Source organism: Salinicola sp. LHM, assembly GCF_034479735.1.
GTDB classification, from domain to species: Bacteria; Pseudomonadota; Gammaproteobacteria; order Pseudomonadales; family Halomonadaceae; genus Salinicola; species Salinicola salarius.
Genome location: NZ_CP140261.1, coordinates 2,995,006 through 3,014,005, shown reverse-complemented (window position 1 = coordinate 3,014,005; position 19,000 = coordinate 2,995,006). Strand labels below are relative to the sequence as shown.

Below are 19,000 nucleotides of genomic sequence, written 5' to 3'. Positions count from 1 at the left end.
AGCGCGGCGGATGCACCTACTCGCCGGCCGGCCCTCCCCACACTTCCAGATGGTTGCGGCGAGCCCGCGATTTCTCTTCGTCGCTCAGGCTCCAGTCGCCGCCGTAGATCGCTTCTTCCCAGGCACCATAGGCCGGATTGGGCAGCATGATGTAGCGGCTGCCGAAGGCGTCGGCCTGGGCGTTGACCGCGGCCCGGCGGGCGGCGGCGGTATCGCGGTCGAAACCGGCGGAGAAATCGCCGAGGTTGTCGCCCATCAGCAGCACGACCCAGTGCGACTGCGATACGCGCTGACGCCGCGGTGTCTTGTCGCTGGAGTCGCTGCGCGGCAGCAGATGCTCGCCATTGGCATCGGGGAAGCCGACCCGCTGCAGGTTGCGCAGCGTCGCCTCGGCTTCGCTGTCGCGGCGGTTGGTGACGTAGAAGATCTCGACCCCGCGCGATGCCGCGTAGTCCAGGAACGGCTTGGCGCCCGGCATCGGTACTGCGCTGGCCTTCTCCACCCACTGGTGCCAGCTGTCGCTGGCGTAGTTCTCGTCGTTGGCAATCAGCCACGCTTCGTAGGGCGAGTTGTCGAGCACGGTTTCATCGACATCGACGACGATCGCCGGTGGGCGCTGCCCGCTCGTTCCGGGAGCGGAAAGGGCGCGATCCAGATTCATGCGGGCCAGGTTGAAGGCCTGATGGCTGAGCGCGGCGTATTCGCCGGAGGACTGCATCCACACCGTTGCCATCACCAGTTCGTCGGAGAGGGACACCTGCGGGGCTGGCGGTTGGGCGGGCTGCTGGGCGCAGGCGGTGAGACCGCCGGCCAGTGCCAGCGAGAGCAGCGATAAGGAGAGTGATGAACGGGGCATGGTCGGTTCCTCTTCGTCTTGTTGGCTTCGTCTTGTTGGCGTGTGTTCCGGACGGCCCGACAGGGCGGGCGATAGTCGCACTTGCCACGCCGGATACGGGGCGGGGTGCGACGTTGAGGCACGGCGGGTCGTCGTTCGGGCATGGTAGAATTTAACCCATATCCAGCGACAGGTCGGCTCGCGGAAAGAAGGATCAAGATCATGCAGGACTTTACAGCAGCCGTTGCGGCGCTCCGGCGCGGCGGCATCATTGCCTATCCCACCGAAGGGGTGTGGGGGCTGGGGTGCGATCCGGATGACGAACGGGCGCTGAGCGCGTTGATCGCGCTCAAGGGTCGTGCCAGCGAGAAGGGGCTGATCCTGATCGCCGGAGACATCCGGCAGCTCGCGGCGTGGCTGGAAGGCGTCGACGACGACGCGATGGCGCGTCTCTCCGCCAGCTGGCCCGGCCCCAATACCTGGTTGATCCCCGACAATGGCCGGGCCGCGCCGCTGCTGCGAGGAAGCCATTCCACGCTGGCGGTTCGCGTCAGCGATCATCCGCTGGTCCAGGCGCTGTGCGCGGCCTGGGGCGGCCCGCTGGTGTCGACCTCGGCCAACCGGGCCGGCGAACCGCCGGCAATGAGCGCGTCACAGGTGCGCGAGACGTTCGGCGAGGCGCTGGACGCGGTGGTGGACGGTCAGCTTGGCGGGCGCGATCGGCCCAGCACCATTCGTGACCTGATGACCAACGAGGTGCTGCGCGCCTGAGCGCTCGCCTTTACGCAGCGACATTTTCTCGCTTCACGCTCCGGATTTTCACGACTCTGGACGCTCACTCTCCCGACCTGAAGGAACGACGACCGTGGCACATCCGCATCTCGAACGCGTCAAGGACTATCTGCTCACCCTGCAGGACTCACTCTGCGACTCGCTGGCCGAGCTCGATGGCGGGGAAGGCTTCCGCGAGGAGACCTGGGACCGCCCCGAAGGCGGTGGCGGGCGGTCGCGGGTGATCGAAGAGGGCGCGCTGTTCGAGAAAGGGGGCGTCAATTTCTCCCACGTCTACGGCGAGAAACTGCCGCCTTCGGCAACCGCGGCGCGCCCCGAGCTGGCAGGCCGCAGCTTCCATGCGGTCGGCGTCTCCTGGGTGCTGCATCCCCGCAATCCGCACGTGCCGACCGTCCACGGCAACGTGCGTTTCTTCATTGCCGACAAGCCGGGCGAGGAGCCGGTATGGTGGTTCGGCGGCGGCTACGACCTGACGCCCTACTATCCCTATCTCGAGGATGTCCAGCATTGGCATCGGGTTGCCAAGGCGGCCTGCGATCCTTTCGGCGAAGCGGTCTATCCCCGCTTCAAGGCCTGGTGCGACGACTATTTCTTCCTCAAGCATCGCGACGAGACCCGAGGGGTCGGCGGGCTGTTCTTCGATGATCTCAACGAATGGTCGTTCGAGGAGTGCTTCGCTTTCCAGCGCTCGGTCGGCGACAGTTTCGTCGATGCCTTCGGGCCGATTGCCCAGCGCCGGCGCGATACGCCGTTCGGCGAGCGCGAGCGGGAATTCCAGTCCTATCGACGCGGTCGCTACGTCGAGTTCAATCTGGTGTGGGACCGAGGTACCCTGTTCGGTCTGCAGAGCGGCGGGCGCACCGAGTCGATTCTGATGTCGATGCCGCCGCTGGCCCGCTGGCAGTACCAGTGGGCGCCGCAGCCCGGTTCCGAAGAGGCTCGGCTGCTCGCCTATCTCCAGCCCCATGACTGGCTGAATACGCCGGAGGAACAACTGTCGACATGACCGACCGCTACGCCGTTTTCGGCAACCCCATCGGGCACTCCAGATCACCGCGGATCCATGCCGCGTTCGCCGAGCAGACCGGCGAAGCCATCGACTACACCGCGATCGAAGCGCCGGTCGCGGATTTCGCGGGGGCTTGGCGTGCCTTCGTCGAGGCCGACGGCCGGGGCGCCAACGTGACGGTGCCGTTCAAGCAGGAAGCCTTCGCGCTGGCGGAAGTGCTCTCGCCACGGGCCAGACAGGCCGGGGCGGTGAATACGTTGATGCTGGGTCATGATGGCAAGGTCTACGGCGATACCACCGACGGCGTGGGGCTGGTTCGGGATCTCGAGGCTCATGCCGCGCCGCTGGCGGGCGCTCGCGTGCTGCTGCTCGGTGCCGGAGGCGCTTCACGCGGCGTGATCGAGCCGCTGCTGGAAGCGGGTGTCGCATCGCTGACGGCCGCCAACCGCACCGTGGCCAAGGCCGAGGCACTGGCGGCCCTGTTTGCCGATAAAGGCCAGGTGTCCGGATGCGGCTTCGAGGACGTGGCGGGGCCGTTCGACCTGGTGATCAACGCCACCAGCGCCAGCCTGGCCGGCGATCTGCCGCCACTGCCAACGGGAATTTTCGCGGCCGACGGGCTGGCCTACGACATGATGTATGCCGTCGAGCCGACCGTGTTTCTGCGCTGGGCGGCAGAGCAGGGCGCGCGGTCGGTCGACGGGCTCGGCATGCTGATCGAGCAGGCCGCTGAATCTTTCTGGCTGTGGCGTCAGGTGCGCCCGGATACCGCACCGCTGCGGGAGATGCTGCGGCGGGAATTGTAACTTGGGTTTCGGTAAAGCAACGAATTCCAGCAGAGTCAGCTTACCACTGTCCGAGTCTCAACGATCCTCTTGCTCGTGATTGCGAGGGGCAAGCCCCTCGCGCTCCCCTTTTTTAACGCCACAGACGGCGAAACCCTGAACGCCAATCGCCCGTGCTCGGGTCGGCGCGAAAGGGCATCCTGCCCAACGCGCCTCTTGCGTCATCCATGACGCAAGACCCGGCACGAGCGACCGTCGTCCAGCGCCGTCTGGAAGGCGTCATTGGGTGGCGGATTCAAGCCTATCGGTTCTACCTGCCAGCAACCTGTCCCGCAGATGCTGACAGGAGGGGCGTTAAACCTTGCAGCTGGGCCGCTTGCCTTCGGCCTTGGCCTGCTCATAGCGTGGCTGGGCTTCATCGAGGCGACTGCGCAGACCTTCCATGCGTTGGCTGTTGCTGGGGTGGGTGGACATCCAGGCCGGCGGTTCGCCCTGGCTGTTGGCAGACATGTTCTGCCACAGCTGCAGGCTGGCGCTGGGGTCGAAGCCTGCATCGGCCATCAGGTCCAGCCCGACCAGATCCGCTTCCGACTCCTGCTGGCGCGAGAAGGGCAGGATGACGCCGTACTGTGCGCCGGCGCCCAACAGCCCCATGACCTGCTCGCCCCCGGCGCCTTCGAGGCCGGCAACGGTCTGCAGTATCGAAAGCCCGCTCTGCGTCGCAGCCTGGGTGGAGACCCGCTCGTTGGCGTGGTGTGCCAGCACGTGGCCGACTTCATGGCCGATGACCGCGGCGAGTTGATCCTGGTTGGTGGCGACATCGAGCAGGCCAGTGTTGACGCCGATGTAGCCGCCGGGCAAGGCGAAGGCGTTGGCGGTATCGTCCTTGAACACCTTCACTTCCCACTCGGAGATGCCGGCGCTGGCGGGCACTTCGGCGGTGATCGCCTTGGCCACGCACTGCACGTAGGTTGCCTGGGCACCGCTGACCGTGGGCAGCTCCTGCTCGTACTGCGCGAAACTCTGCTCGCCCATCTGAGCCAACTCATCGTCGGAGTAGAACGCCAGCTGGTTGCGCCCCAGCGGCGACGTGCTGCAGGCGCTGAGCAGCGCGGCAAGGCCGAGGGCGCCGATCACCCGGCGCGAAGGTTTTCCTGACATGAGAGGCTTCGAATCTTCCATGATGGTCTCCAAGATCTGCCTGAATCGTATGTTGTCGGGGTGGTTGGCCGAGACGGGTCATCGATTGGCACAAGATACCCGGCCTGTCGGGGCGGTCAACCGTCCACCGGCACGGTATCTGGTGCGGACGTGGTCTGCTCGCCGATGTCGAGGATCAGTGTCGGTGCGGTGACGATGCCGTCGAGCGCTGCGGGCAAGGTCGGTGTCAGCGACAGCTGGCTGCCTGCCGGCAGTTCGCCGCGACGACTGAGCTGGCGGGCGAGCGAAAGCAGCGACGAGACGCGCTCGGCGCGGGAAGCCAGGGCATCGATACCGGCCGGTTCGAGTGCCACGGGAAGCGTGACAGTGGCCGGTTCACCGCCCTGCAACTGGATCGGCTCGTCGACTTCGCCGCTGGCGGGTTCGGCGCCCGGCACCTGCAACTGCCAATCGAAGCCCTGCAGCTCGATCGGCGGCGCGCTGGCGGGCAATGTCATGGCGAGGGGAAGATCGATATTGACCGGCAGGCCGGCCAGCGCGAGTCCGGAGCTCAAGAGCGTGAGTTCGTCGATATCTTCCAGGCCGGGCGAAAAGTGGTAGTTCCCGATACGGACGTTTTCGACACCCATCGAGGAAAGGGCGATCCGCCCCAGCATGAAGCCGACCTGCGGCAGCGCCAGGCAACCGCCCAGCAAGGACACCAACATCAGCGCGATGAACGGGCGGGAACGAGACGGCATCGCCTCTCTCCTTGAAATTAGCGGCGGTCGGGAAAGGGTAGTGAAGCGGCGGTGCATGGAAACATCCTGCGTCGAGTCCGGGGTGCTGCAAGAGCCCCCGCGACTGGACCCACGGAACCAACCGGCACAAGATACGCTGTTTCCGGCAATCCGCAATCGTCGCGAATGACGATCTTCAGCGCTGTTTCATGAGGTTGCCGGTATGGTCTCGATCGTGAATGTCAATGAGGAGAGTGGAAGATGGATGGTGATCTGGCGCTACGTTTGAGCCGCCTGCTGGACCGTGTCGAGGGGTGGTTGCCGGAGCAGTCGCCAGCGGTCGACTGGAGTCGCGATATCGCAGCGCTATGGCAGTCTCACCCGCTCGGTGGGCAGTTGGTGGCGGTATCGCCCCGCGACGGGGTTCGGCTCGATGATCTGATCGGCGTCGAGCGTCAGAAACGAGCCCTGCTCGACAACACCCGCGCCTTTCTCAAGGGCTATCCTGCCAACCACGCCTTGCTGTGGGGCGCGCGCGGCAGCGGCAAGTCCTCGATGGTTCGTGCCTTGCTCAACACGCTGGCCGGTGAAGGGCTGCGCTTGATTCAGGTCGATCGCCACGACCTGGTGGCGTTGCCGATCCTGGTGCAGCGCCTGCGCGACCGGCCAGAGCGTTTTGTCGTCTATTGCGACGATCTCTCTTTTGAAGGCAGCGACGATGCCTACAAGGCATTGAAGAGCGTGCTCGATGGCACGCTGACCGGGCCGCCGGAAAACGTGCTGCTGTACGCGACCTCCAACCGTCGTCACCTACTGCCGGAATCCATGGCCGACAACCAGGAAACCCACCTGGTCGATGGCGAACTCCACCATGGCGATGCCGTGGAAGAGAAGATCTCGCTGTCGGATCGCTTCGGCCTGTGGCTCGCCTTTCATCCGTTCAGTCAGCAGGCCTATCTCGAGACCTGCCAGCACTGGGTCGCTCATCTGGCCGGTGAGGGCGCGTGGAGCGAGGACGCCCGCGCCGAAGCCGTTCGCTATGCCACCCTGCGCGGCGTGCGCAGCGGCCGGGCGGCGTGGCAATTCGCCTGTCAGTGGGTTGGGTCGCAGTCCATGCAGAGAACCGTGGGGTAGGGGCACACCACCCCAGTGAGCCATTGATACAGAGCCGCTCGAGCCTGAAACGATTTACCGAAACGGCGCGTAGCGATGCGCGCCGACCGTTTCTGCACTGGCTCTCGATTCAGCCTCGATTCTCGCTTCAGCGGCGGTTCTTGCGCGCCTCGCGGGTCCGGCTCAGCTGCCGTCCACGCGCCTTTTCGCGATCGCTGGCGCCGGCCTGATTGTCGTAGGGGTTGTTGCCGGAACGGAATTCGAAGCGAATCGGCGTGCCACGCACCTTCAATACCTTGCGGAAGGTATTGGTCAGATAGCGCCTGTAGGCTTCCGGCAGGGACGATGTCTGGTTGCCATGAACGACGATGATCGGCGGGTTGCTGCCGCCCTGGTGCGCCATGCGCAGCTTGGGGCGACGGCCATGGATCATCGGCGGCTGATGCTCGCTGACCGCATCCTGCAGGATCGAGGTCAGGCGGTTGGTCGACCAGTGGCTGTTGGCACTGTCGAACGCCTTGTCGACCGACTTGTAGAGATCGCCCACGCCGGTGCCGTGCAGCGCCGAGATGAAGTGCAGCTCGGCATAGTCGGCGAATCCCAGGCGGCGCTTGATGTCGGAGCGCATCTTGTCTCGCGCTTCGCTTTCCAGGCCGTCCCACTTGTTGACCGCCAGCACCAGCGCGCGGCCGCTGCTGAGGACGTAGTCCAGCAGGTGCAGATCCTGCTCCACCAGGCCGGTACGCGCATCCAGCACCATGATCGCGACATGGCACTCCTTGATCGCTTCCAGCGTCTTGATGATCGAGAACTTCTCGGCGATCAGGCTGACGTTCTTGCGACGCCTTACGCCGGCGGTATCGACCAGCACGTAGGGCTTGCCGCGGCGTTCGAAGGGAATCTCGATGGCGTCGCGGGTGGTGCCGGCTTCGTCGAACACGACCACGCGGTCCTCTCCCAGCATCCGGTTGACCAGTGTCGACTTGCCGACATTGGGGCGACCGATGACGCCGATATGAATGCCGGGATGATTGCCGGCGGGGCCGGCGTCCGGGTCACGCTCCGGGAAGGGCGCCAGCACTTCGTCGATCAGCGTGGTGACGTTACGTCCATGCGCTGCGGCGATCGGGTGCGGGTCGCCCAGACCCAGCGCCCAGAAGTCGGCCATTGCGGTCTGCTCTTCGAGCCCGTCGGTCTTGTTGACTACCAGCCAGGTTTTCTTCTGGTTTACGCGCAGGTGGTTGGCGATCGCCTGATCGGCCGGCATCAAGCCCGCACGCCCGTCGACCATGAACAGCACGATATCCGCCTCGTCGATAGCGGTCAGGGACTGCTCCGCCATGGCCGCGTCGATGCCTTGTTCGTCACCGCTGATGCCGCCGGTATCGATGACGGTGTAGGTCTTGTCGCCGAGCTGGCCGCTGCCGTACTTGCGGTCGCGGGTCAGACCGGGGAAATCGGCCACCAGTGCATCGCGGGTGCGTGTCAGGCGGTTGAAAAGCGTCGACTTGCCGACGTTGGGTCGGCCAACCAGGGCGATAACGGGATTCATGGCGATTCGCAAAAGGGCGGTGACAAGGTGGACGATCGGAGGGAGGGGTCGGGTGACCCGGTACGATCGATGCTAATAGCCCGGCATTCTAGCATGCGAGAAGCGCGAAGTCCGAACCTCTCGATATCGCCTTCCATAACGCCATCGGCCCCGCCGAGGCGGGGCCGATGAGCCATCACCCGATGCCGATCAATTCCGGTCGGAAAGCGTCTCGAGGTCGTAGGCGACGAGGGTGCCGTCGTTGCTCAGCGCGTAGATGCGCTGATTGCCGGTCAACAGCGGCAGCGTCAGCCCATCACCGCCGATCTCTACCCGTCCATTCATTTCGCCGGTCGAGGCGTCGATGAGATGGATATAGCCATCGTAGTCGCCCACCACGATGTTGCCGTCGACGAACGAGGGCGCGGTCAGCGAGCGGCCTTCGAGGGTGTCGGAATCCCACATTACCCGGCCGGTGTCGGCCTCGATCGCGATGACGTGGCTCGCTTCGTTGACCGTGAACAGGTAGTTGCCGACCACCAGCGGGGTCAGATAGCTGGACTCTTCATGCTCCCACAGCACCTTGCCGGAAGTGGCTTCCAGCGCCAGCAGGCGGCCGTTGTAGCTGGTCACGAACAGGCGCCCGTCCTGGGTCAGCACCGGCTGGCCGTCGAGATCGACGAGCTGGTCGACTTCGGTACGGCCCTTGGGAACGGCGACGCGCATGTCCCACAGCGGCTGACCGCTACGGTTGTCCAGCGTCACCAGGCGGCCGTTGGCGAACCCGGCAAAGGAGACCGGCTCGATGACACGGGGCGCGCCGGTGCCGCGCAGGGTCAATGCCGGCTGGGAGCTGGAGTAGACCCACTGCTCGTTGCCATTCAGGCGGTCGAGCGCGGTGACGGCGCCATCGACGCTCTGCACCACGACCAGTTCGCTGTTGACCTGGGGAGCGGCCAGCACTTCGCTGGAGACCCGTGATTTCCAGTCGATGCTGCCGTCCCCGCGATCGATGGCCAGCACTTCGCCGTTGCGGGTGCCGATATAGAGACGGCTGCTGTCGGCGCCGATGCCGCTGGAGATAGGCGTGCCCAGCTCGACCTCCCACTGGGTTTCGCCACTGTCGGTGTCGATGGCGTGCAGGTCACCGGTTTGGTCGACGGCGTAAAGGGTGCCGCTATCGACGAGGGGGGTGAGCGGATAGCGGGCGCGGCCCAGGCCTTCGCCGATTCCCTGGTCCCAGCGCTCGTCGAGGCTGACCTTGGGCGTGAAGTCCTGGAGTTCCTTGGGCGGATACTGCGGCTCGACGCTGCCGGCGCAGCCGGCCAGCAGTGTCGCGGTCAACCCCAGCGGCAGAAGTAGGTGAGTCAATTTCATCAGGTGGCGTCCTCCGCACCGAGATCGTCTAGCTTGAGCTGCAGGCCGTAAAGGGTCTGGTCGGCATCCTGCGCCAGACTCTGCGCCTGCTGGTAGGCGTTACGCGCATCCTCGGGGCGTTCGAGCGCGACGTAGGCATCACCGAGCACATTCTGGCGCTGCGCTTCCAGTGCGCTCGGCACGCTCTCCTCGAGGGTCGTCAGGGCGGTTTTTGCATCGTCGCCGGCAATCTGCAGGCGTGCGAGATCGATGCGCGCCAGGCTCTGCATGTAGGGGCGGTCACTGTTGGCGACGACATCGTTCAGCGCCTGGCGGGCGCGTTCGTTGTCTTCGGCATTGATCGCGATCTTGGCTTCCAGTAGGCCGGCCAGATCGGCATAGAGCGTATCGCCGTGGTCGCTCTGCAGGCCGTCGGCCAGGTCGAACGCCTGGGTGCGGGCGTTGTCGTCGAGGGTGTCGCTGCTGGCGATCGCGATCAGCTGCTGGTAGGCATTGGAGGCCTCGGCGGATTGGCCTTCCTGGTAACGCTGCCACGCCTGCCAGCCGAACACGCCGGCCGCGGCGATGACGATGCCCACCAGCAGGGCGCTTCCGTTGGACTTCCACCACTGTTTGATCGCGTCCAGCTGCTCTTCTTCGGTCCTAAGCTCCGCCACGGGCGGTCTCCTTACACTATTGACTACGAGCTACGAGCTACGAGCTACGAGCTACGAGCTACGAGCTACGAGCTACGAGCTACGAGCTACGAGCTACGAGCTACGAGCTACGAGCTACGGTTAGCGCCAGCGTCGGGGCGCTATGAAAGCCGTGCGAGCCAGGCAATGGCGTCGTCCAGCGCCAGCGTCTGTTGATCGCCATCGTCACGCAGCGGTTTCAGGGTCAGTTGGCCCTTGGCGATTTCGTCCTCGCCGAGAATCAGCGCTACCCGGGCGCCGCTGCGATCGGCACGCCGGATCTGACTCTTGAAGCTACCGCCGCCGCAGTGTACCTGAAGTCGCAGCGCGGGCAGAGCATCGCGCAGGCGCTCGCCCAGCAGCAGCGCCTCGCGCTCGGCGGCATCGCCCATTGCCAGCAGGTAGGCATCGGCGCCGCCCTTGGCGTCTTCTGGGATCAGGTCGAGGGTATCCAGCAGCAGCATGAGGCGCTCGAGACCGATGGCGAAGCCGACGCCCGGTGTCGGCTTGCCGCCGAGCTGTTCGACCAGGCCGTCGTAGCGTCCGCCACCGCAGACCGTGCCCTGGCTGCCGAGGGCGGTGGTGGTCCACTCGAACACGGTACGCGAGTAGTAGTCGAGACCACGCACCAGTCGCGGGTTGATGCGATAGCCGATACCGGCGGCATCCAGCGTCGATTTCAACTGTTCGAAATGCACGCGGGACTCCTCGTCGAGGTGGTCCAGCAGCTGTGGTGCCCCGGCGAGCATTTCCGACATGGCCGGATTCTTGGAATCCAGGATCCGCAGCGGGTTGGTCTTCAGCCGCCGTTGCGAATCCTCGTCGAGGACTTCGCGATGGGACTCGAAGTAGGCGACCAGGGAGTCGCGATAGTTCGCGCGGGCTTCCGGCGAGCCCAGCGAGTTGAGCTCGAGAGTCACGTGTTCGGCCATGCCGAGCTGACGCCACAGTCGGGCCGAAAGCAGGATGATCTCGGCGTCGATATCGGGGCCGGTCATGCCGTAAGCCTCGATACCGATCTGGTGGAACTGGCGATAGCGGCCTTTCTGCGGGCGCTCGTAGCGGAACATCGGGCCCATGTACCACAGCCGCTGCGTCTGGTTGTGCAGCAGGCCGTGTTCCATGGCGGCACGCACGACGGCGGCAGTGTTTTCCGGGCGCAGTGTCAGGCTTTCGCCGTTGCGGTCGTCGAAAGTGTACATCTCCTTCTCGACCACGTCGGTCGCTTCGCCGATGGAGCGGGCGAAGAGCGCGGTCTGCTCGACGATCGGGGTGCGGATCTCGCGATAATCGTAACGGTCTACCAGCGAGCGCAGTTGTCGCTCGACGTACTGCCATGCGGGGGATTGATCCGGCAGCAGATCGTTCATGCCGCGAATGGCTTGTAGTTTGTTGCTCAACTGATACTCCTGCCTATAGCAGAACGCCACAGGCAGCCTGCCTGGGCGTTCGTCGGTTACTCTCTGATTGTGGGTCGCGAGGCGTCAAGCCTCACGGGGCACTCTGTTACGCTTCGCCTGCTCTTTCATGCTTGGCGCGCGCTTTCTTGCTTCACGTACACCCAAGCTTCGCGCGCACTTTTCTAGGCTTCTCGTGCAATCAGGTCGCCGGCGCGGCTCTCTTTCTCTTTGGCCTTGGTGCGGATCAACGCTTCGAGATCGTCGACCAGGTGGTCGTTGCGCAGCTTGCTGGCCGGCTTGCCATCGATGTACACCAGATTGGCCGGGCTGCCGCCGGTGAGGCCGATGTCGGTTTCCTTGGCTTCACCGGGGCCGTTGACCACGCAGCCGATGACCGAGACGTCGAGCGGCGTCATGATGTCTTCGAGACGCTCCTCGAGCGCGTTCATGGTCGCGATCACATCGAAATTCTGACGCGAGCAGCTGGGGCAGGCGATGAAGTTGATGCCCTTGGCACGCAGCTTCAGGCTTTTCAGCATATCGAAGCCGACCTTGATCTCCTCGACCGGATCGGCGGCCAGCGAGACACGAATCGTGTCGCCGATGCCGTCCATCAGCAGCATGCCGAGGCCGATGGAGGACTTCACTGTGCCGGAACGCAGGCCGCCGGCTTCGGTGATGCCCAGGTGCAGCGGCTGCTCGATCTGCTTGGCCAGCAGCCGGTAAGCCGACACGGCCATGAAGACGTCGCTGGCCTTGACGCTGACCTTGAAGTCCTGGAAATCGAGCCGGTCGAGATGGTCGATGTGGCGCATGGCCGATTCGACCAGCGCTTCCGGGGTCGGCTCGCCGTATTTCTTCTGCAGGTCCTTCTCCAGCGAACCGGCGTTGACGCCGATACGGATCGGGATACCGTGATGGCGCGCGGCGTCGACGACGGCCCGCACGCGATCCTCCCGGCCGATATTGCCGGGGTTGATGCGCAGGCAGTCGACACCGAGCTCGGCGACACGCAGGGCAATCTTGTAGTCGAAGTGGATGTCGGCCACCAGCGGTACGCTGACCTGACGTTTGATCTTGCCGAAAGCTTCGGCGGCATCCATGTCCGGCACCGAGACGCGCACGATGTCGGCACCGGCTTGCTGCAGACGCTGGATCTGCGCGACGGTGGCGGCGACATCGTTGGTGTCGGTATTGGTCATGCTCTGTACGGCGATGGGGGCACCGCCACCGACAGGCACATGGCCGACATGGATTTGTCGAGAGAGACGGCGGGTGATCGGAGATGGCGTATGCATGGCGCTTCTCAGTCTCCCAGGGTGAAGCGGGCAACGTTGTTGCCGCCCGTGTATTGACTCAGGTCGACCGATTCTCCGCGGTATTCGAGCGTCACGCCACTGGCGTTGCCGATGGTCAGGCGGAAGGGCGGTTCACCCTCGGCGCTTGACTGGCTGCCGGCGGACTGCAGACCGCTGAAGATCCGGTCGTCGTTGGCATCATAGATCTCGGTCCATGACTCTTGGTTGAAAGTCAGGGAGAGCGTGTCGTCGTTAGTCGCAACCGGAGTCGCTGTATCTGTCGCCGCGGTGTCTTCGGACGGCGCAGAAGTCACGTCGTCCGCCACAGAGCTGACCTGTTCAGCCTGCCGAGCACCGGCGTCCGGAGTCGTCGTCTCCGCGGACGCGGAGACGCCAGTGCCGGCCTCGGTATCACTGCCGGTGTCGGTGAGCGTGGCGTCGTTCAGCGAGGTCGAGGAGCTGTCTGCCTCGGACGAGGGCGTATCCTGCCGAGTGGGCACCGGCGGTAGCTGGGTGTCGGTGTTGGGTGTCATCGCGGCACTGCTGGAATTCGCGGCGTCGGCATTGGCATCGTTGCCGTTCAGGCGATCGACGGCGATCGGACTGTCGTCGCTGCCGCCCCCGAAGATCTCGTTGCCTTCCCGACTCTGCCACCAGAGCAGCGTCAGCGAGATCAGGCCGATGATCACCAGGAGGGTGAACAGGCGGAAGATCCAGGCGCCGACCCGGGAGGGCGGGCGCGAGGTATGGACCGGTGCCAGCTTGCGCTCCATGTCGCCTCGCCCGTGGGTGGCATCGTAGGCGCTGACGACCCGTGACTCGTCCATCCCTAGCAGGCGCGCGTAGGCACGCACGTAGCCTCGTCGATAGGCGGCGATCGGGACCTGGTCGAAACGATCCTCTTCGATGCCGGTCACGACGATCGGACGCAAGTTCAACTGCAGTGCGACGTCCTCGATGCCAAGCCCCTGGCGTTCGCGCTCGCGCTGGAGCATGACCCCCGCCATCTCGTGGGAGGGGCTGGGTGCATCATGCTGCTTGTTCGGTGATTCGTTCATTTCGCTCATGGGCGAAAATCCTTCTGATCTCTTCTCGAGTCAAGACTCGAGTACGGGGTCTGTTCGCCTCAGGAACCGCCAAGCTGCTGACGATAAAAGGCGGCACGCGTCGAGTCGCCCTGAGCGCTGGCGATATCGCTCGCCAGTTGCAGGCTCTCGGTGTCGGTACCGGCCACGGTGAAGTAACGCTGCAGGCGTTCCCAGGCGCGTTCGTTGTTACCCTGCGTGTGATCGATGCGAGCCAATGCCAACAGGCTGCGCCCGTTGCGCGCATCGATGTCGAGTGCGCGTTCGTAATGTCGGCGAGCGGCGGTCGTGTCGCCATTGGCCATCTCGCACTGGCCCAGGTTCGCGAAGAGCTGGGCTCTGTTGGTATAGGTGATGTCCCCACTGGCGATACGCAGCTGTTCGCACGCCTTGGCGTACTCGCCGCGCTGATACAGCAGCGCCGCATAGTTGTTGCGGATGCGCGTCGCCTCGGAATCGGCTTTCAAGGCCTGCTGGAAGAAACCGTCAGCCAGATCGAACTCCTGCTGACGTTGATAGAGCAGCGCCAGACCTTCCAGCGCACCGCTGTCGTTGGCGTCGAGGTCGAGCGCGTGTTCCAGGGCCTGCTGTGCACGGGGCAGGTTGTTCTCGGCGAGATAGGCCTTGCCCAGCCGCGTATAGGCTGCCGCCGCGTCTTCGGGGCTGTCCTGCTTCGGCCCGTTGGACGAGACCGCCGTGGCGCAGCCGCTCAACAGACACACCACGCCCATCGCGATACAAAGCGACCGTATCGAACAAGGGCGAGTTTGGTGGGTCATGCACGGCTCTCCCACGTTACGAGACAGCGACGATAGTCGGTCGCGTCCCGAACAGCTGAAAACAAAGCGGTTTTGGGGTTCCCATCAAAGCGCCGCGTCGAGTCGAAGTCAAGGCGACAGCGGGCCGATTCGACGTCGATAGCGGTTCGACTCGTCGATTTCGGCGGCCCGATGCGAGGCCCGGCAGCCAGGTCTCAATCGGCATCCAGTTGAATCGACTGGATGTAGCGCTCGTGGCGGCGCGTTCGATCCTTTACCCGGCCGACCAGCTGGCCGCAGGCGGCATCGATATCGTCGCCACGCGTGGTGCGCACCATGGCCGTGTGGCCGAGTTCGTAGAGCCAGCTCTGGAAGCGCATGACCTGGTTGCGCGACGGCTTCTCGTATCCCGAATGGGGGAACGGGTTGAAGGGAATCAGATTGATCTTGCAGGGCAAGTCGTCGAGCAGCGCGATGAGTTCCTGCGCATGCGCCTGCTGATCGTTGACGTCCTTGATCAGGGTGTACTCGATGGTGATATGGCGCGCGTCGCCGCACTTGGCAAGATAGCGCTTGCAGGCATCGAGCAGCTTCTCGATGTTGTACTTGCGATTGAGCGGCACCAGCTCGTTGCGCAGTTCATCGTTCGCCGCATGCAGCGAGATCGCCAGGCTCACGTCGATATCGTCGCCCAGCTTGTCGATCATCGGCACCACGCCGGACGTGGAGAGCGTCACGCGGCGCTTGGAAAGGCCGTAGGCGTTGTCGTCGAGCATCAGCTTCATCGACGGCACCACGTTGTCGTAGTTGAGCAGGGGTTCGCCCATGCCCATCATCACCACGTTGGTGATCGCCTTGCGCCCATCCGGTGCGCTCATGCGGCCGCCGGCGCGCTGCTGGGCCACCCAGACCTGACCGATGATCTCGGCGCTGGTCAGGTTGCGCTGGAAGCCCTGCTTGCCGGTGGAACAGAAACTGCAGTCCAGCGAACAGCCCACCTGGGACGAGACGCAGAGCGTGCGGCGCGTACCGTTGTCGGCCGGGATCAGCACGGTTTCGACGTAGCTGCCGTCCTCGACTTCCAGTACCCACTTGCGAGTGCCGTCGCTGGAGGTGCCTTCGTAGACCACGCTCGGGCCACGGATCTCGGCATGTTCCGCCAGACGGGCACGCAGCGGCTTGGAGAGATTGGTCATCGACTCGAAGTCGTCGCAACCTTCCTGGTGGATCCACTTCATGACCTGGGCGGCGCGGAACTTCTTCTCGCCCAGCGAGACGAAGAACGCCTCCATCTGTTCGCGAGAGAGCCCCAGTAAATTGGTGCGCGGAGTAGCGGTAGCAGCGCTCATAGCAACGGAATCGGCTCGAGGGTGGCGGGGTGTCCGGAGACGAGGATGACCGACCGGCACGAGCGGCCGGCCGGTCGACGAATCAGCTGCGCGAGCAGAGTTCGTCGTCGTTGAAGAAGTAGCTGATTTCGCGGGCGGCGGATTCCGGTGCATCGGAACCGTGCACGGCGTTGGCGTCGATGGAAGACGCAAAGTCGGCGCGAATGGTGCCCGGTGCGGCTTCCTTCGGGTTGGTCGCGCCCATCAGCTCGCGGTTCTTGGCGATCGCGCCTTCCCCTTCGAGCACCTGGACCATGACCGGACCGGAGGTCATGAAACCGACCAGATCGGCGAAGAAACCGCGCTCCTTGTGCTCGGCGTAGAAGCCTTCTGCCTGCTCCTTGGAGAGGTGGAGCATCTTGGCGCCAACGATCTGCAGGCCGGCTTTTTCGAAGCGGCTGTAGATATCGCCGATTGCGTTCTTGGCAACGGCATCGGGCTTGATGATGGAAAGCGTGCGCTCGGTGGCCATGACTTCGGTCTCCTGGCTTTAGTGAATCGATCGCGGTTGTCGCGAGCGGAAAATGAATGACTGAGATACGAGACGACGCGCCCCCGACGCCTCGTCTCGAAGCCTGGCTTCGAGGTCGATCGCATCGGCAGGTGGCGCGTCGCCCGGAATTCTCGTTGGCTGGCACGATGAGCGGTTTCAATCACCGTCGTGCCAGCCGCAAAATCGCGCCATTGTAGCGCAAGCCCGCGGCCGGCGCACCCTGGGCGGCACCAGCAAGGGGCGCCCGGCCATGGCGCGGACGGGGCACTTCGAAGCGGCGTTCAGACGTTGAAGCTTTCGCCGCAGCCGCACTCGTCGGTCACGTTGGGGTTGTTGAAGCGGAAGAATCGATTGAGTCCTTCGCTGACGTAGTCGACCTCGGTGCCGTCGAGAATGGCCAGGGCTTCCCGGTCGACCAGCACCTTGACGCCGCGCTCCTCGAACGCGATGTCTTCGTCCCGCAGGTCATCGGCGATGTCCAGAACATAGCTGTAGCCGGAGCAGCCGCTCGGCTTGACCGCCACGCGCAGCCCCAGGCCGCCGCCGCGCTCCTCGAGGACATGGCGAATCTGGGTCGCGGCGGATTCACTGATCGTGATGTTTTGCATGGCATTTCTCCTTGCCGTGAATGAAGGGCAGTTAAGCCTTCATCTCAACGATGGTTCATGGCGGGCTTGGCCGATTGGCGCAATCCGCTCAGCGCGCGGCGGATCTCACCGACCGCGCCATCTATCTCTTCAATGGTGGTGAAACGGCCGAAACTGAAGCGGATCGACGCCAGCGCCTGCGAATGGGGAACGCCGATCCCCTTGAGGACGTAGGACGGCTCCACGCTGGCCGAATTGCAGGCCGAGCCGGTGGAGACGGCCAGGCCGCGTAGTGCCATCAGCAGCGACTCGCCGTCCACGCCGTCGAAAGCGAGGTTGACGATATTGGGCACCGACTGTTCCAGCGGCGAATGGTTGTGAATGCCGCCGCAATCGGCCAGACCATCGAGAAAACGCTGGCGTAGCGCGCGAACGCGCTCGCCATCGGCTTCGCTCTCGTCGCGTGCCAGCGCGAACGCTTCGCCCATGCCCACGATCTGGTGCGTCGGGAGCGTCCCTGAGCGCATGCCGCGTTCATGACCGCCTCCGTGGATCAAGGCCTCGATACGCAGGTCCGGGTCGCGGCGAACGTACAAGGCGCCGATACCCTTGGGGCCGTAGGCCTTGTGGGCGGAGAGCGACATCAGGTCGATCCCCATGGCCTCGACATCCAGCGCCAGGCGGCCCGAGGCCTGCGCGGCGTCGACGTGAAAACGCGCGCCGAATTCATGGGCCACGGCGGAGAGGGCGGTGAGATCGTTGACGCTGCCCAGCTCGTTATTGACCGCCATCAGCGAGACCAGCACGGTCTCCTGGCGCATCGCTTCGCGCAGTTGCTCGGGCGAGATGCGGCCGTCGGTTCCCGGGGTCAGCCAGGTCACTTCGAACCCTTCCGCCTCCAGCGCCAGCGCGGTATCCACGACCGCCTTGTGCTCGATGATCGATGTCACCAGATGGCGTCCGCGGGCACGATTGGCGCGCATGAACCCGATCAGCGCCAGATTGTCCGCCTCGGTGGCGCCGGAGGTCCACACGATTTCGCGCGGATCGGCCGCGATCAGGTCGGCGACCTGGCGGCGGGCGTTTTCCACCGCCTGTTCGGCCAGCCAGCCGGGCATGTGGCTGCGCGATGCCGGGTTGGCGTAGACCCCGTCCAGGGTCAGGTGTCGCATCATCTGCTCGGCCACACGTGGATCGGTCGGGGTGGTGGCGGCGTAATCGAGATAAATCGGAGCGCTCATGGCACGGAAGATCTCTGGCAATCGATCGAAATGGATTCGGCAGCGTCAGCTCGAAGCGTAGTCGTTTACGAGCTCGCCCGGAGCAACGACACGATGACTGGTGCAACGACACGATGAATGTGTAGCGATTCGGTGATCCGTGCACCGACATCGTGATCAGTGCGACGACACCGTGATCGTGGCGGCGTCGTCGGCGAACGAGCGTACGTCGGGCTCGGGCCGGGCGGCGGCGCGGGCCTGTTCCCGGCGTACCAGCTCCTGCAGGCTGATATCGCTCAGGAAGCGCTGGATCTCGTCGGAGAGGTCGCACCACAGATGATGAGTGATGCACTTGCTGCCCTGATGGCAGTCAGCCTGGCCATGGCAGCGGGTAGCGTCCACCGACTCGTTGACCGCATCGATCACGCCCGCTATCGAGATATCGGCGGGCGCTCTCCCCAGCAGGTAACCACCGCCAGGGCCACGCACGCTGCTGACGAGCTTGGCACGCCGCAGTCGCGCGAACAGCTGCTCCAGATAGGACAGCGAGATATCCTGGCGCTTGGAAATATCTGCCAGACAGACCGGTCCCTGATCGGCGTTGAGAGCCAGATCAAGCATCGCGGTGACGGCGTAGCGCCCTTTGGTAGTCAAACGCATCGGCGGGTATCGGCTGTCGCTGCATCGGTAGCGGCATTATGGAAAAACCCAGTAACACGGTCAACCTTTCTGCCGGCGATCGACGCTCGCTGTTTCGATCGCCGGTGTCTTCCGG

Annotated in this window: 19 protein-coding genes; 4 read left to right on the top strand and 15 right to left on the bottom strand. The window is 64.5% G+C overall.

Annotated features, from left to right (window positions below; genetic code table 11):
- Nucleotides 1-16: 16 nt before the first annotated feature.
- Nucleotides 17-856, bottom strand: a complete 840-nt coding sequence (locus tag R5R73_RS13725) for a 5'-nucleotidase, lipoprotein e(P4) family (protein ID WP_322527802.1) — start codon at nucleotides 854-856, stop codon at nucleotides 17-19.
- 201 nt (nucleotides 857-1,057) lie between these two features.
- Here R5R73_RS13725 and R5R73_RS13720 point away from each other — a divergent pair, with 201 nt between their 5' ends.
- The 3 genes from R5R73_RS13720 to aroE all read left to right on the top strand — a co-directional run bounded on the left by R5R73_RS13720 (nucleotide 1,058) and on the right by aroE (nucleotide 3,442).
- Nucleotides 1,058-1,606 (top strand): L-threonylcarbamoyladenylate synthase, encoded by a 549-nt coding sequence (locus R5R73_RS13720; RefSeq protein ID WP_322527801.1) that lies wholly within the window; start codon nucleotides 1,058-1,060, stop codon nucleotides 1,604-1,606.
- A gap of 94 nt (nucleotides 1,607-1,700) precedes the next feature.
- Nucleotides 1,701-2,633, top strand: coding sequence for an oxygen-dependent coproporphyrinogen oxidase (gene hemF / locus R5R73_RS13715; protein ID WP_322527800.1), 933 nt, complete (start codon nucleotides 1,701-1,703; stop codon nucleotides 2,631-2,633).
- Nucleotides 2,630-3,442 (top strand): shikimate dehydrogenase, encoded by an 813-nt coding sequence (aroE, locus tag R5R73_RS13710; protein WP_071229927.1) that lies wholly within the window; start codon nucleotides 2,630-2,632, stop codon nucleotides 3,440-3,442. Before hemF ends, aroE begins: the two co-directional genes overlap by 4 nt.
- A gap of 333 nt (nucleotides 3,443-3,775) precedes the next feature.
- Here the strand turns inward: aroE and R5R73_RS13705 are convergent, their stop codons facing one another.
- Nucleotides 3,776-4,603 carry a M48 family metallopeptidase gene (locus tag R5R73_RS13705; protein ID WP_083387130.1) on the bottom strand — a complete coding sequence of 276 codons (828 nt, stop codon included), beginning with the start codon at nucleotides 4,601-4,603 and terminating at the stop codon, nucleotides 3,776-3,778.
- 95 nt (nucleotides 4,604-4,698) lie between these two features.
- On the bottom strand, nucleotides 4,699-5,322 hold the full coding sequence (locus R5R73_RS13700) for a hypothetical protein (protein ID WP_071229926.1): 624 nt from the start codon (nucleotides 5,320-5,322) through the stop codon (nucleotides 4,699-4,701).
- A gap of 240 nt (nucleotides 5,323-5,562) precedes the next feature.
- On the opposite strand from R5R73_RS13700, the gene R5R73_RS13695 reads away from it, so the two are divergent.
- On the top strand, nucleotides 5,563-6,435 hold the full coding sequence (locus R5R73_RS13695; protein WP_322527799.1) for an ATP-binding protein: 873 nt from the start codon (nucleotides 5,563-5,565) through the stop codon (nucleotides 6,433-6,435).
- A gap of 127 nt (nucleotides 6,436-6,562) precedes the next feature.
- On the opposite strand, the gene der is transcribed toward R5R73_RS13695, so the two are convergent.
- The 12 genes from der to iscR all read right to left on the bottom strand — a co-directional run bounded on the left by der (nucleotide 6,563) and on the right by iscR (nucleotide 18,885).
- Complete coding sequence (gene der, locus R5R73_RS13690; protein ID WP_322527798.1) at nucleotides 6,563-7,966, bottom strand: ribosome biogenesis GTPase Der; 1,404 nt, start codon at nucleotides 7,964-7,966, stop codon at nucleotides 6,563-6,565.
- A gap of 189 nt (nucleotides 7,967-8,155) precedes the next feature.
- Nucleotides 8,156-9,322, bottom strand: a complete 1,167-nt coding sequence (gene bamB / locus R5R73_RS13685; protein WP_071229920.1) for an outer membrane protein assembly factor BamB — start codon at nucleotides 9,320-9,322, stop codon at nucleotides 8,156-8,158.
- The gene (locus R5R73_RS13680; RefSeq protein ID WP_071229919.1) at nucleotides 9,322-9,978 is read right to left on the bottom strand and encodes a YfgM family protein; all 657 of its coding nucleotides are present in this window, start codon (nucleotides 9,976-9,978) and stop codon (nucleotides 9,322-9,324) included. The genes bamB and R5R73_RS13680 overlap by 1 nt, the downstream gene beginning before the upstream one ends.
- Nucleotides 9,979-10,118: 140 nt before the next feature.
- A complete protein-coding gene (gene hisS, locus R5R73_RS13675) occupies nucleotides 10,119-11,396 on the bottom strand; it encodes a histidine--tRNA ligase (RefSeq protein ID WP_322527797.1) in 1,278 nt (425 codons plus the stop codon).
- A 182-nt stretch (nucleotides 11,397-11,578) separates the two neighbouring features.
- Nucleotides 11,579-12,694: a flavodoxin-dependent (E)-4-hydroxy-3-methylbut-2-enyl-diphosphate synthase gene (gene ispG / locus R5R73_RS13670; protein ID WP_322527796.1), complete on the bottom strand. Its 1,116-nt coding sequence runs from the start codon at nucleotides 12,692-12,694 to the stop codon at nucleotides 11,579-11,581.
- Nucleotides 12,695-12,702: 8 nt separating this feature from the next.
- On the bottom strand, nucleotides 12,703-13,761 hold the full coding sequence (locus R5R73_RS13665; RefSeq protein ID WP_322527795.1) for a RodZ domain-containing protein: 1,059 nt from the start codon (nucleotides 13,759-13,761) through the stop codon (nucleotides 12,703-12,705).
- Nucleotides 13,762-13,820: 59 nt separating this feature from the next.
- Nucleotides 13,821-14,558 (bottom strand): type IV pilus biogenesis/stability protein PilW, encoded by a 738-nt coding sequence (gene pilW / locus R5R73_RS13660; RefSeq protein WP_322527794.1) that lies wholly within the window; start codon nucleotides 14,556-14,558, stop codon nucleotides 13,821-13,823.
- Between the two features lie 194 nt (nucleotides 14,559-14,752).
- Nucleotides 14,753-15,886, bottom strand: coding sequence for a 23S rRNA (adenine(2503)-C(2))-methyltransferase RlmN (gene rlmN / locus R5R73_RS13655; protein WP_322527793.1), 1,134 nt, complete (start codon nucleotides 15,884-15,886; stop codon nucleotides 14,753-14,755).
- Nucleotides 15,887-15,968: 82 nt separating this feature from the next.
- Complete coding sequence (ndk, locus tag R5R73_RS13650; protein WP_071229915.1) at nucleotides 15,969-16,397, bottom strand: nucleoside-diphosphate kinase; 429 nt, start codon at nucleotides 16,395-16,397, stop codon at nucleotides 15,969-15,971.
- 302 nt (nucleotides 16,398-16,699) lie between these two features.
- Nucleotides 16,700-17,026 (bottom strand): HesB/IscA family protein, encoded by a 327-nt coding sequence (locus tag R5R73_RS13645; protein WP_071229914.1) that lies wholly within the window; start codon nucleotides 17,024-17,026, stop codon nucleotides 16,700-16,702.
- Between the two features lie 44 nt (nucleotides 17,027-17,070).
- Nucleotides 17,071-18,246 (bottom strand): aminotransferase class V-fold PLP-dependent enzyme, encoded by a 1,176-nt coding sequence (locus tag R5R73_RS13640; RefSeq protein ID WP_322527792.1) that lies wholly within the window; start codon nucleotides 18,244-18,246, stop codon nucleotides 17,071-17,073.
- A gap of 156 nt (nucleotides 18,247-18,402) precedes the next feature.
- The gene (iscR, locus tag R5R73_RS13635; protein ID WP_322527791.1) at nucleotides 18,403-18,885 is read right to left on the bottom strand and encodes a Fe-S cluster assembly transcriptional regulator IscR; all 483 of its coding nucleotides are present in this window, start codon (nucleotides 18,883-18,885) and stop codon (nucleotides 18,403-18,405) included.
- Between the last annotated feature and the right edge of the window lie 115 nt (nucleotides 18,886-19,000).